Genomic DNA, 12842 nt, shown 5'->3' with positions numbered 1-12842 from the left:
TTATTAAACCAAGTTTCAACTTCTTGAGAAAGTTGTTCAATATCTTGTTCGCTTGTTTTTACTTTTGTTTGCGCGCGGTGAGCAAGGGTAATCATACTATTTTGTAAACTTTTAGGAAGTTTCTCGACAACATATTTTATTTGTTTTTGGACTTGTTCATTTTTCTTTTTTTCCTCCTCATTATTAAACTGTTCTCTAAATTTATTAAAAATAACAGTGTTTTCCCATTCTTCTTCATTATTTGTTTTCTGCTTATTATGATTAGTTTTTTTCAAATTCTCCTCTTTTTATTTCTGAACCATCTAGCTCTAAAAATTGAGCAATATAAATTAGATTTAGCTTCAGTTCGTGACAAAGAATTTCAAAGTTTTTTCCTTCAAAAAATGTGTTTTTTATACTCTTCAAATTTTGGCGAGTTGTCTCGTCATTATCATTATCTAGAATTAATTCATTTAATCTAGCTTTTACTCTTAAAAGACTAACCTCTAATTTATATTTTTGATCAGAAAAATCATCATATATTTCTTTTGTTTCTTTGATGAACTTCTCAAGATTTCTTGAGTCGAGATTCTCTAATTCACTGAGCTTTTTAATCAGTCTCTTTATCACACCTTTGAATTTATCAGAACTGTAACAATGAGTCAGTTGAGGAATTTGTAAGCTTTCTAATAAAGTCGTCGCAAATGTCTCACTAGGAATATAAGAGGGTAAGGTTTTATTTTCTAATAGTTCTGTTCTTATTTTAACTAATTTTTGTCTATTGGTTTGATTACTTTGTTTAAGTAATAATTGATTAAATTTTTGTTTAAACTTGAGTTGAATTACATCCAGAGAATTTTCCTGAATTTTCTTATTGTTAAGAATTTCTTCCATCTCATTTTTAAACTCTGTTAAATCGATATCTTTGACTTGATTGAGTCGTTTAAGTAATTGATTTTTAACCTTAGTTGGTGTATCAACTCTCCATGGATTGGTTGTTTTTACCCAATATGATAGGTTTCCCTGACTTTGATGGTTTAAGTTTTTAATCAAAGGATTATCATATAATTCATCTATTAATTGTTTCGTTTGTTTGATTTCATTGACACTATCTATATCACTTCCCATTAAAAGATACTGAATAGAAGTCTTTAGATGTTTGGCTCTAAATTCTAATAGTGTGCTAATAATTTCTTGAATTTCTGAAGCAATTAAGCTAAGACTAATATAAATAAAAACTAAACCAATTGCAATATCTAACACCAAAGGAAGAATAAGCATTGTTTTATTTTCACCATTTTTTGCTCTAAAGCATCACTCTCTTAAGTGTATTTATTATTCTTGAAAAATCTAAAATACTTGCTAGTAATAATAATCAAGTTTTCAAAAATTATTCATTTATTTTAAATTATTTTAAGGTTTAACGTCATTTTCCCAAGCTAAAACGAGCAAAGCATTAATAATAGCAGCAGCAACGGATGAACCTCCTTTTCTACCTTCTACACGAATTTGAGGCACATCAATTTGTTCTAAGGTCTTTTTTGATTCTAATACAGAAACAAAGCCAACAGGTACACCAATAATTAAACTGGGTTTAAGCTTTTTTTCTTTAATTTGTTGACACAAAGCAAGTAAGGCAGTGGGAGCATTACCAATGACATAAATTCCGTGGGGATATTGTTGATAACATTCTAATAAACCGGTTTCGGTTCGGGTTTTTCCAGGAAGGGGATAAGTGGCTTTTTCTATAGCTGTAATCAGAGGATTTTTGAAAGTTTTACCGACTAAATTAACAATCCCCTGTTTTACCATTGTTACGTCTGTAATAATAGGGGTTTGATGTCTCAAAGCATCAACGGCAATATTAATGGAATTAGGACTAAATTTAAGTAGCTTAATAAACTCAAAATCCGCCGTTGAATGGATAACTCTCCGAGCAATTTGATATTCTAATAAATTCAGATTATGTTGACCAATTTCTCGATCAATAATTTTAAAACTTTCTTCAACAATAGGATGATTTAATGATGATTGTTGATTCATAAATGACCTAATAATATCTAAGCTGCTCAGAACAACTATCAATCTGCTCTATAATATGATCAAAATTCTCTATACTTAGGGTATAGATAACTATAATCTATTGTACCGTTTTTGTACACCCTCTACTATCTATTTTATTGTTTTCCAACTTTTTCTTGCCCTTCCCAAATTCAATGAAACAACGTTATTTAATCCTATTACCGTTTATCCTTTTCTTATTGAAAGGTTCTAACGCTCCTATTTTACATTCTTTTGACATTAAAAAACTTTCTGGTAATATTCATTTAACTTTAAAACATGGGGTTTGGAAATTATGGGAAGAAAAACCTGTTTATCAAAATATTACCCTGGATTTAGTCTGTAATCAAGGTAAATGTGAACCTGAAGTTTGGGGATATGCAAAAAAATTTAATCAAGATGTTGATCATCAAGGAAGCATAGAAAAAAATAACTTAGAACAATTAACAATTAAGGAGATTAAAACTAAAACCTCTCAGGAAGCATGGCAATTAAAAATCACCATGAATATTCGCTCTCATCCTTGGGATACAAAAATATCACCAGCAGTTTATCAGATTGATTTAGTTCCTCATAAAGACAAAATTATTGGCAGTTATCAAGGAAAATATAATCAAAAATTTTTACAAGGTAGTGTCACTGGTAACATTCAACCCTTTTGGCCAGTTCCTATTAATAATCATCAACCTGTAACGGTTCAAGAACATCCGCGTCTTGTCTTTCGTAAGCATCAATTACCATCGGTAAAAGAAGCCGTTAAAACCCCAGAAGGACAAGCTATTATCAAACAACTAAAAGATAATTTAGAAAAGCCTATTTATTATAATGGATATGTGCCAACTGGTGGTTATCATGGTTCTGGATACTGTTTTTTAGCTTTAATTAATAATGATCAAGAACTCGCTGAAAAGGGATGGAAAATAGTAAAAAAATCGATAGAAAATCCTGGCAAAAGATTATTAGAACAGTCTCCTATTGTAACAGGTGTTGCTTTAGCTTATGACTTTTGTTATCCTCTCTGGGATCAAGAAAAAATAACCACTGTAACCCGTTGGTTAGCAGCCCAAACGGAACAATTAGTTAAAGGAGATTCTCCTAATAATGGTTGGAATAGTAATGCCGGCAGTAACTGGAATGCAAGAGCAAGAAGTGCCGCCGGATTAGCTGCTTTAGCTATTTTAAATGAACCCAATCTATCTAATGATGAAATATATCATTATATGAGGACTGCCGAACGTAATATTAAACGATATTTTACCACTGCTTTGGGTAATTATGGTTTCGGAAGTGAAGGGGATCACTACACAACAGAACCCTTAATTTTAACAGTATTTCCTTTTTTACAAGCTTATAAGAATATAATGGGAAAAGACTTAGTTAAAGGTTCACCGGCTCAATGGATTTTACCCCATTATTTAATGCGAATGATCCCTGATAATAATAAGTTAAAGATTACTGCTTATGGAAGACATCGTCACTATGCAGGATCGGCTATTTTTGCCGCAGGTTTAGTTACTCTTCCTCAAGAATTTCTGCCAGGAATTGTTCCAATTTTTGAACAATATTCAGGATTAAAAGGTGATCAAACTTTCGGGATTACTCTACCTCATTATGCTCCTTTTATCTTGACTTTTTATAGTAAAAATAAGGATAATAATCCTCAAAATCCTATTAAACTCTTTAACTATAATTTTGTTGATCAGAAAAAAGGTTTCTATAATTTTAGAAATCAATGGAAAAATGAAGATGATTTTGTCGCTAATATTTACTTAAAAAAAGAACAAATCGGAGGGACTTGGCATTTCCCTGATGTGGGAAGTTTTCGCATTTCTGGATTAGGAGAAACTTGGGCAAAAGCGGGTGAATCTACCACAAAATGGCAAGAAGAAAATGTAGTTATTTTACCTAAAAGTTCCCCGTGGAAAACCGCTAAACCCCTCTTTTTTGTTTCTAATCCTGATGGATCAGGAATTGTTACCCTACAAACTAATACCAATTGGCGCAAAAATAGCAAACCCCCCGTCGGAATTGCTGGTTTACGTTCTTTTGCTGTAGATTATAGTAATGCTTCAGGAGTTCCTGGTTTATTTGTGTTAGTTGATCGTTTTATTGGTAACAATCAAGCTGAAGAGTTTAAAGAAAAAGTATGGATAATGCACACCCCAGGAAAGGTAACCGTTGATAATAATAGTTTTCTGATCCAAGGTGAAACTCAAGCAACCCTGAAAGGAACCTTTATTGTCCCCAAATCGGTCAATATTACGACAGAAAAAACTGAAGAAGGCACTAAAATTATCGCCAGAGGAGGAGAAGAATTTTTTGTTATTATGACAGTGCAAAAAAAATCCCCACCCTCGTTAAACATTACAGGATCGGGGATGACAGCCAAGGTTGAAATCGGAGAACAAAAGATTACTTTTGATCAAGATAGAATTCGCTTATCTACCATTAACCCTTAACAGTGTCTTGATATTTAGATAACTCTTGCATTTGCTTTTTATCAATATCAATGTCCATATTTTCATCCTCTCTCATGGATAGCGATCGCTTGACTTGGCCGATATATAAAGGTAAACTTTTACCCGATTCTGGATGGACTAATGTCCGGGCCCGAATGGTTAATTGATTATCTGCTCCTGCTGTTCTTCCATAGGAAAAATAATCATTAGCCGCTTGTTTTAACGTCGCTTCTAATTCGGTTTCTGTAATAGAAGGTTTAACCACAATGACAACTTGATTCCCTCCATTATCATAGACACGAGAAAAACGAACCGCTCCAGGAATTTCTGTGCGTTCAAATAAACCTAATCCCAAGCCAAATAATCCTACGGTTAGGACGATCATAAAACCAGTAATTCCTACTAATCGAAACCGAATTCCCCACTTAAAGATAAAACCAACAATAGCTAATAAGAAAAAGACAACAGTGGCAATAATAGACCATTGTGTATAGGTTGAAAAACCAAGGGATGTTAATGTTTCCATCAGTAATAAATGATTGATTACATCCCCATATTTTAGCTCAAATTAAGGGCTTATTCTGTTTTAAGGTTGAGAAGACTTCCCCACGGGCCAATCTTGACGGGGAGGAAACGATTGTTCAGAATGGAATATCGTTGCTCCCGGTTCTTCTGGTTTGTTTAAACGTAATGCTGCACCAAACCCCACACCGGCCGCTATGGCGATCGCATTGGTGAGCAAGAGAAACTCTAGGATAAATAACCAAGGACGAGAATTAGATACTTTCATGAACGCCTCCACACCACACAAAGGATTCTGTTATATTTTTGACTAATTACCGATAGAGCTTAGCAAGAGACGCTAAATTTGCCAAGTGATTAAGGAAAGGTTAATTGAACAATTATCTTCATCAATCTTAATTATAAGAATAATAAATGTAAACTTTTTGGCGGAGATGTTACGATAAAAATTCTTGTTAAATTTTTTGAAAACTTAGGTATGAAGCGACTTAGAGAAAAAAATTGCTATTACTTCAAATCTAAAGAGATTAGGACAATTTTCATAGTGTAACTCTTGATACTAGGCAATTAAGAAAAACTAGGTTAGCCTAGTTGATGATGAGTCCAGCTTATCAATTGTTCTTCCTTATATTAAATTGCATCTTTAATCGCTAAATTACAATCTTAAAAAAGTATTAAAGTTTTATAATGAGGAGTGTTATCAGGAGGAAAAGACGTGTTTACTCGATTAGCTCAACAGCATCGTGATTTTGTTAAGGATTTAGTAATGAACCTACAAGCATTAGCTATTGTCCTAGAAAATCGCGGTTATTTAGCTTCTTGCTATACCTGTGGTGGGGAAATGAACAGTGCCTCATTTATGGTAAGTTTAGGCAAAGATCACTTGATCCGATTTCTAGTATCTGACTATGGGATTACCTGGACTGAAATGCGAGACGATCGCGAATTAATGAAATTAGAAGGAGCAGAAGCCATCAGTCAATTACAGGAATTAGCGAACTTGATCAAATATCAAGACCAAAATGAACCTTCAAGCATCATTGATAGCTTATCCTCACAAGAACTTCAAAATATGGCTTAAATGTTGCGAATACAGTTAACCTTACCATTCAACAAAACATCCCCATATCCTTGCTTAAAATCAACAGTGTTGTCCGAACTGTTGATTTTTGTTTAGGGATTCACCCCTAAACAAAACGTGAAACCTAAGATTTTTGCACTAGGTCAAAAATGGGAGTTTAACGAGAAGATAGGCAAAAACCACTCCCCCTAAACCACCAATAAAGAAACCATTAGCAAATTCCCCCCAACCCACAGAGGTGGCGAACTCTTCAGGAACCTCCGGAGTGGTTAAGGTTTCTACTGGTTTGCTTACGTCCACCGAAGCATATAAAGATAAAGCAATCGTTAAAATAGAGATGAGCGCAACGGCCGATAATAAACCCGCCGTGCTTGCGTAGTCAGTGTTACGCAAAGGACCGAGAAGAGCAAACGGTCCATAGAGAAAGTAACCGTGAGCCATCCCCACTTCTAACCCACGACGATGAGGGGATAATCCTTGGCGATAAGCTGGTAAATTTCTGATAAACGCCAGAGACAACCTCGAAGAATTAACGGGAGTGGCTAAATTGCCGATTTGAGGATCTCCACCCGGTTTAATAATATCCATTATGATCAATTGTTTGATTGTGATGATTGCTTACCAGTTCTTAACTTTACCGCTTTTCTTGTTCCTTTTCAGGTCAAAATGTAAAGAATCTTTACTTAGATACAAAAATTAATGAATTTTTTTTACGTTAAAGGCAAAATTAACCTTCCCTTGTCCCTTACTTGCCTAAAATGTAATCTTACAAGTCAAGCTATCTTATTCACCCAAATTAGGAGGACTCAAGAACAATGGCAGAAACTGGATACACCCAGATGGTTAAAGCCTACAAAGATGACCCCTTTGTTGGTCATTTGTCAACCCCTATCTCTGACTCTGGCTTTACAAGAGCTTTCATCAACAATCTACCCATTTATCGTAAAGGACTTTCTCCTCTTGCACGGGGTTTAGAAGTTGGCCTGGCTCATGGTTATTTCTTAGTTGGGCCTGAAGTGGTTTTCGGGACTAACCGTGATTTTCCGGCCGATCCCTATTTAGCTGCCTTCTTAACAGCAGTTGCCATCGTTATTATCGGAACCATCGGACTCAATGCTCATGGTTTAGTTTCTCTCAAGAGTGCCAATGAATGTGCCCCTGGAACCGATGCCATGCAAACCTCTGAAGGTTGGAGTCTCTTTGCGAGTGGCTTTTTCTTAGGTGGCACAGGCAGTGCTTTTATGGCTTATTTCTTGCTGGATAAGTTTTCTAGTATTGATGCAATTTTCCGTGGCTTAGTTAACTAACCATCGCTGAAAACGGTTTAATTCGATTTTCAGAATTTCAAATTTTCGCAAAAGTGCTTGACTCAATTCACAAAACAACTGACAGGAGAAAAATCACATGAATGGTGCTTACGCAGCTTCTTACTTGCCCTGGATTTTAATTCCCGTTGTCACTTGGCTCATGCCAATCGTGGTCATGGGACTTTTATTTATCTATATTGAACAAGAGGGTTAACTTGAGAGAAAATGGAGAATAAGGCATTTTTGATCCTTTAAAATAGTTTTTTCCATTTTCTAGAAGGCTCTACTAAAAATAAGTAGAGCCTTCTTGTTTAAAAACTTATTAAGAATAAGATATTAGAGCCTTTAATTACAGTTTTTTTTGAAAACCTGTGTTACAAGAAAAGTGTTAAGGTTTAATGTTCAATTGAACGAGACAAAAAAATGTGTTTAGCTGTTCCTGGAAAAGTAGTTAGTATTAGCGAAGATGAGCCTTTATTAAGAAAGGGAAAAGTAAGCTTTGGGGGAGTGATTAAAGAAGTCAGTTTAGCTTATGTTCCTGAGGTGAAAATCGATGACTATGTCATTGTTCATGTCGGATTTGCCCTAAGTATTTTAGACCAAGAAGCAGCGGAAAAAAGTCTGGCAGAATTTCAGGAAATGGAAGCTATTTTATCAAGGGAGCAATAATCAACTAACCAAACCGATAACCAAACCCCCGAACGGTAATTAAATATTCTGGTTGACTGGGATCTTTTTCTAATTTTTCCCGTAACCAACGAATATGAACATCAACGGTTTTAGTATCCCCTAAAAAATCAGGTCCCCAAATCTCTTCAATTAATTGTTCTCGTGACCAAACCCGACGGGGATAACTCATAAACAGTTCGAGTAAGCGATATTCTTTAGGAGAAAGGCTAATTTCTTGCTCTCCCACGGTGACCCGACATTCTTGGGTATAAAGGGTAATATCGCGAAATTGTTTTACCGAACTAGCAGAAGAATTGGTTAAGTTTTGACGGCGAATCAAAGCCCGACAACGAGCCACTAATTCTCGCATACTGAAAGGTTTGGTTAAATAGTCATCAGCCCCCACTTCTAAGCCTAAGACACGGTCCGTTTCACTGGCTTTGGCACTGAGGATCAAAATGGGGATAATATTGCCCCGATAACGCAATAAACGGCAGATATCTAACCCGTTGACTTGGGGTAACATCAAATCTAGAATTAATAGATCAAATTCTGTTTCCGTTGTCTTGGAATTTTTGTTTTCTTCTTGTAATAAATTTAAGGCACTGCGTCCATCACTCACGGCGGTGATCTCGTAGCCTTCATCTTCTAAAGCCAAAACGATCATATCGCGAATGACATCTTCATCTTCTACCACAAGGATGCGGTGAGTATTAACAACAGAGGGGTTAGAGGGAATTTGAGGGGTATCGAAAGACAACATAATTAATCTGATTTTTGATTCTATGCCAAGATAGACAACACAACGAAACCGCTAGGATTAAAAATATCCTCATCATTGTTATACCATTGAATCTCCATGTTGCTACATTTAATGACCTGGCCCGAAGTCGAAGACTATTTACAAACCAATACTGGGATCATTCTTCCCATTGGTTCCACTGAACAACACGGACCCACTGGATTGATTGGCACCGACGCGATTTGTGCTGAGGCGATCGCCAAAGGAGTGGGAGAACAAACCCAAACCATTGTTGGTCCGACCATCAACGTCGGAATGGCCTTACACCATACTGCTTTTCCTGGCAGCATGAGTCTGCGGCCCAGTACCCTCATTCAAGTGATCCTTGATTATCTAACCCATTTGACTCAAGCCGGATTTACTCGCTACTTTTTTATTAATGGTCATGGGGGTAATATTTCTCCTTTAAAAGCTGCTTTTTCGGAAACCTATTACCATTTATCGAGTCTCAATATTCCCCAAGCTGAGCAAGTTCGCGCTACAGTAGGCAATTGGTTTATGTGTCGATCTGTCTATCAAAAAGCCAAAGAACTCTATGGCGATCAAGAAGGATCTCACGCCACCCCCTCAGAAGTAGCGGTGACTCAATTTGTTTATCCTGACTCCATTAAAAAAGCAGATTTATCTCCCGATGTTAATTCCGGTTATCCTATCTATGGAGCCAAAGATTTCCGCGCCCATTATCCTGATGGCAGAATGGGGTCTAATCCTGCTTTAGCCACCCCTGAACACGGTCAACAATTGTATGAGTTAGCGGTTAAAGAGTTGAGTGAAAGTTATTTAAAATTTCTGCAAGCTGATTAAATTTCTAATCCTATAGTAGACATGGCTATAGGATTAGAAATATTAAGTAAATTTTTTAAATATATTAGTATTAGATTCTCGGAATCCTTTGCTCAGTAAAAATAGCAAAGACACTATACTAATAAGGCTGACAATTATCCCTAAACGTTCTGCCATCGTGCCTTGATACCAAATTTTAACTTGATAGTTTCCTGGGGGAAGTTGTAGTTGCATTAAACCATTTTCAGAGGGTAAGAAAAAATCTCTTTGTTCTATATCTTTGAGGGGTGGTGTCACCTGAATAGACCATCCTGGATAATAAAATGTTTTGAGATTCACAATAATGTTGGTAGAGTTACTAATACTAACTTCTCTTTTTCCCGGAGTCCAAGATTGTACAGAAACTTGACCCTTTCCTTCCATTAATTTAACCTTTTTATCATAAATTGGTGGAAGTTTCCGACCTCTACCTTTTTCTCCTGGATCAACCCAATTATCTTGAGATACAGTTTTTGGTAGGTATTCTCCGACATCAGTTTGAATATATTGAAAATCGTTATTAAGATAAAATTTTCTTCTGTCCAGACTTATAAAATAATAATTAACCTCTTGATCATACTCTTTTTTAGCTAATAATTCCTGAGAAATTTCTGTCCTATTTACGATTAAATTATCCACATTGTTTAAACTGGTTAAATCAAATTTTAGTAAGTAAAGATTAGCACTTTTATAAACAACTATAAAAAGAGCCGTGCAAAAAGCGAGGATAATTACTTTCTTTTTTAAGATAGGAAATTTTTCGGTAGCCGTTTCAACCGTATAACCAAACAAATAAGGACAAAGGGAAGAACTGACCGCTAAGAAACGCCAAGGAAACTGAATTTTCTGAAAAACGGATATAGTTTCACTAACCCATAAAGATAAATCAGTCATCATAAATAAAGCAAAAGCAACCATTACCATTTGCAAGGTCAATATTTGATTTTTAGTGGTATTTTTTTGCCAGGGACGACCAATAATCAAGGTTGCTAACAAAATTAATCCATTCAAGGCAAAAGCTTTAACAAGAGTTTGTTCCCAAGGATTAGGGGAAAGACGTAACTTAAAGTCAAGAAAACCCTGAACTAACAATCGATTATGATAGGGTTGAAGTCCCCCTGCTGAAACGAGATCCATGTCAGCAATCACAGGCATCACATAAAAAGCGGAAGTTAATAAGCCAATTCCAAGGGGAATAATTAAGTAAAATAATGCTATTTTTAGCTTCATTTTACGAAAAATAACTAAACTTAAAGTACCAATCAGATAAGAGGAGAGTATTGTGACACAGGAAGGAATATGACTGACGAATAAAGCACTAAAAACTAGACTAACGGGAAGATAAGTCAGAAGACTATTTTTATTCAAAGCTCTATAGAGGACAAGCATGAGCCAAGGAAGAAGAGCCATAGCCATAATTTCAGCAGCCGCCCCTCGCTTTAACAAAGAGATAATCAAATAAGGATTAAAAATTCCTAAAAATATGCTTAAAGAACTAGCTAAGGAATTTTTTTTAAAGAGAGTGCGAGCTAATAAAAAAATGCCTAAAGCGTTAAAAAGAATAACAAGGACATAACTACCTTTTAATAATTGACTAGGAAGTGAATAAAACCCAGAAAAAGGAAGGCTTAAAGAGCGAAATAAGGGAGGATAAAAAATGAAAGAACAAGAACCTAAACTATCAAAGGCTGATTCAAACCATTTAGGCATTAACTGCCCTTGAGCAAACTGTTGATTCCAATAATATCCCCAAACAAGGTGTGCATAACCATCATGGGTTTCTAACACATTATAGTTAATGATTACCACTAATGATATCAAAGAAAGAAGGACAGTAATCACTATATCTATTGACCCAAAATAACCTTTTCTCTTCATTGTAAAAATTGGTTTAAACTATTTTTTGCTATTATATTAAACGACACCTAGCTATTTTACACGACTTAGGTCAAAGTTAACTAACTCTGTGAAATTACATTACTTTCGGGACTTTTTTAGTACATCTCTAAGAGAGGAATCTACGGAATTACAGATAAACCCCGAATAAAGATTAACAAGGATTAATGTAGTGTTGCTTATTTGTGTTTGACTACTTCAGATAACCCATGATTATTAAACCCATAACGTTCTCGAACTAAATAAAGGGGGCGTTGTTTGGTTTCTTCGTAAATACGACCTAAATATTCTCCGAGAATTCCTAAGGTAATTAACTGTACCCCTCCAATAAAGAGTATAGTCACCATTAAAGACGCATATCCAGGTACATCAATCCCTAAAATAATCGTTCTAATAATCAGAAAACTGCCATAGGTGAAAGCTAACAAGGATAAAAATAACCCTAAATAACTCCAAACTTTTAAAGGCACTAAACTAAACGAAGTAATGCCATCTAAGGCAAAATTCCATAACTTCCAGTAATTCCATTTGGTGGTTCCTTGGAGTCGGTTAGGGCGATCGTATACGATGTAAGTCTGTTTAAATCCAACCCAAGCAAATAACCCTTTCATAAAACGAGTTCGTTCCGGCATGGTTTTGATCGCGTCTACCACCCGTCTATCTAATAAACGAAAATCTCCCGTATCACGGGGAATGGGAACACTACTGATACGACTAATAATCCGATAAAAGGCGTTAGCGGTTGTTTTTTTAAGCCAACTTTCCCCTTGTCGTGAGCGACGTTTTCCGTAAACAACATCATAGCCCTGTCGCCATTTCTCAATCAACTGTTCAATTAACTCAGGGGGATCTTGTAAATCAGCATCAATAGGAATAATCGCCTGTCCTTGAGCATTTTCTAACCCTGCGGTTAAAGCAATGTCCTTTCCAAAATTACGAGAAAGACTAATAACTTTGACGGCCTGATAACGACGATGATAGTCAATTAAACGTTCTAGGGTTCGATCTTGACTCCCATCATCTATACAGACAATCTCATAAGATAAATCGAGCTGGTTTAATACTGTAAAGAGTCTTTTAAAGAGCAGATCAAGACCTTCCTCCTCATTATAACAAGGCACAATAATTGATATTTCCACTTGATTAAGATTAAAAGACATAAGGTTATCAGGTGCTTTAACAGAGGATACAGATATAAATTATTTAATTATGACACCTTTGCTTTAATGTTGTTTTTTAAGGGT

The 12842-nt window shown here is 35.6% G+C and carries 14 protein-coding genes and 1 pseudogene; 6 read left to right on the top strand and 9 right to left on the bottom strand.

Going from position 1 to position 12842, the window contains the following annotated elements; genetic code table 11:
• The 3 genes and pseudogenes from C4E06_RS24495 to C4E06_RS24485 all read right to left on the bottom strand — a co-directional run.
• Positions 1-275, bottom strand: a pseudogene (locus C4E06_RS24495) (hypothetical protein); the annotation flags it as partial.
• The gene (locus C4E06_RS24490; RefSeq protein WP_107670983.1) at positions 262-1260 is read right to left on the bottom strand and encodes a hypothetical protein; all 999 of its coding nucleotides are present in this window, start codon (positions 1258-1260) and stop codon (positions 262-264) included. The gene C4E06_RS24490 and the pseudogene C4E06_RS24495, both read right to left, overlap by 14 nt.
• A 132-nt stretch (positions 1261-1392) precedes the next feature.
• Positions 1393-2022 (bottom strand): cobalt-precorrin-8X methylmutase, encoded by a 630-nt coding sequence (locus C4E06_RS24485; protein ID WP_107670982.1) that lies wholly within the window; start codon positions 2020-2022, stop codon positions 1393-1395.
• A gap of 173 nt (positions 2023-2195) precedes the next feature.
• Here C4E06_RS24485 and C4E06_RS24480 point away from each other — a divergent pair, with 173 nt between their 5' ends.
• Positions 2196-4499, top strand: coding sequence for a hypothetical protein (locus C4E06_RS24480; protein ID WP_107670981.1), 2304 nt, complete (start codon positions 2196-2198; stop codon positions 4497-4499).
• Here the strand turns inward: C4E06_RS24480 and C4E06_RS24475 are convergent.
• Positions 4489-5025: a Ycf51 family protein gene (locus C4E06_RS24475; RefSeq protein WP_107670980.1), complete on the bottom strand. Its 537-nt coding sequence runs from the start codon at positions 5023-5025 to the stop codon at positions 4489-4491. The genes C4E06_RS24480 and C4E06_RS24475 overlap by 11 nt on opposite strands.
• A 60-nt stretch (positions 5026-5085) precedes the next feature.
• Positions 5086-5289: a hypothetical protein gene (locus C4E06_RS24470; RefSeq protein WP_107670979.1), complete on the bottom strand. Its 204-nt coding sequence runs from the start codon at positions 5287-5289 to the stop codon at positions 5086-5088.
• Between the two features lie 447 nt (positions 5290-5736).
• On the opposite strand from C4E06_RS24470, the gene C4E06_RS24465 reads away from it, so the two are divergent.
• On the top strand, positions 5737-6102 hold the full coding sequence (locus C4E06_RS24465; RefSeq protein ID WP_107670985.1) for a DUF1815 family protein: 366 nt from the start codon (positions 5737-5739) through the stop codon (positions 6100-6102).
• Positions 6103-6240: 138 nt separating this feature from the next.
• Here C4E06_RS24465 and C4E06_RS24460 read toward each other — a convergent pair whose 3' ends face one another.
• Entirely contained in the window at positions 6241-6690 is a 450-nt protein-coding gene (locus tag C4E06_RS24460; RefSeq protein ID WP_107670978.1) for a photosystem I reaction center subunit XI, read from the bottom strand.
• A 227-nt stretch (positions 6691-6917) separates the two neighbouring features.
• On the opposite strand from C4E06_RS24460, the gene C4E06_RS24455 reads away from it, so the two are divergent.
• The 3 genes from C4E06_RS24455 (at position 6918) to C4E06_RS24445 (ending at position 8078) form a co-directional block, all read left to right on the top strand.
• The gene (locus C4E06_RS24455) at positions 6918-7409 is read left to right on the top strand and encodes a photosystem I reaction center protein subunit XI (protein ID WP_107670977.1); all 492 of its coding nucleotides are present in this window, start codon (positions 6918-6920) and stop codon (positions 7407-7409) included.
• A 97-nt stretch (positions 7410-7506) separates the two neighbouring features.
• On the top strand, positions 7507-7623 hold the full coding sequence (locus C4E06_RS24450; RefSeq protein WP_107670976.1) for a photosystem I reaction center subunit VIII: 117 nt from the start codon (positions 7507-7509) through the stop codon (positions 7621-7623).
• Positions 7624-7832: 209 nt separating this feature from the next.
• Positions 7833-8078: a HypC/HybG/HupF family hydrogenase formation chaperone gene (locus tag C4E06_RS24445; protein WP_107670975.1), complete on the top strand. Its 246-nt coding sequence runs from the start codon at positions 7833-7835 to the stop codon at positions 8076-8078.
• 4 nt (positions 8079-8082) lie between these two features.
• Here the strand turns inward: C4E06_RS24445 and C4E06_RS24440 are convergent, their stop codons facing one another.
• Complete coding sequence (locus C4E06_RS24440) at positions 8083-8841, bottom strand: response regulator transcription factor (RefSeq protein WP_107670974.1); 759 nt, start codon at positions 8839-8841, stop codon at positions 8083-8085.
• Between the two features lie 96 nt (positions 8842-8937).
• Between C4E06_RS24440 and C4E06_RS24435 the strand changes: the two genes are divergently transcribed.
• Positions 8938-9684 (top strand): creatininase family protein, encoded by a 747-nt coding sequence (locus C4E06_RS24435; protein WP_107670973.1) that lies wholly within the window; start codon positions 8938-8940, stop codon positions 9682-9684.
• A gap of 42 nt (positions 9685-9726) precedes the next feature.
• Here the strand turns inward: C4E06_RS24435 and C4E06_RS24430 are convergent, their stop codons facing one another.
• Both C4E06_RS24430 and C4E06_RS24425 read right to left on the bottom strand, forming a co-directional pair.
• Complete coding sequence (locus C4E06_RS24430) at positions 9727-11511, bottom strand: hypothetical protein (RefSeq protein ID WP_157951235.1); 1785 nt, start codon at positions 11509-11511, stop codon at positions 9727-9729.
• A 266-nt stretch (positions 11512-11777) separates the two neighbouring features.
• Positions 11778-12758, bottom strand: coding sequence for a glycosyltransferase family 2 protein (locus C4E06_RS24425; protein WP_107670971.1), 981 nt, complete (start codon positions 12756-12758; stop codon positions 11778-11780).
• Between the last annotated feature and the right edge of the window lie 84 nt (positions 12759-12842).

Source organism: Cyanothece sp. BG0011, assembly GCF_003013815.1.
Taxonomy (GTDB): Bacteria; Cyanobacteriota; Cyanobacteriia; order Cyanobacteriales; family Microcystaceae; genus Crocosphaera.
This window is presented reverse-complemented; position numbering and strand designations above follow the sequence as displayed.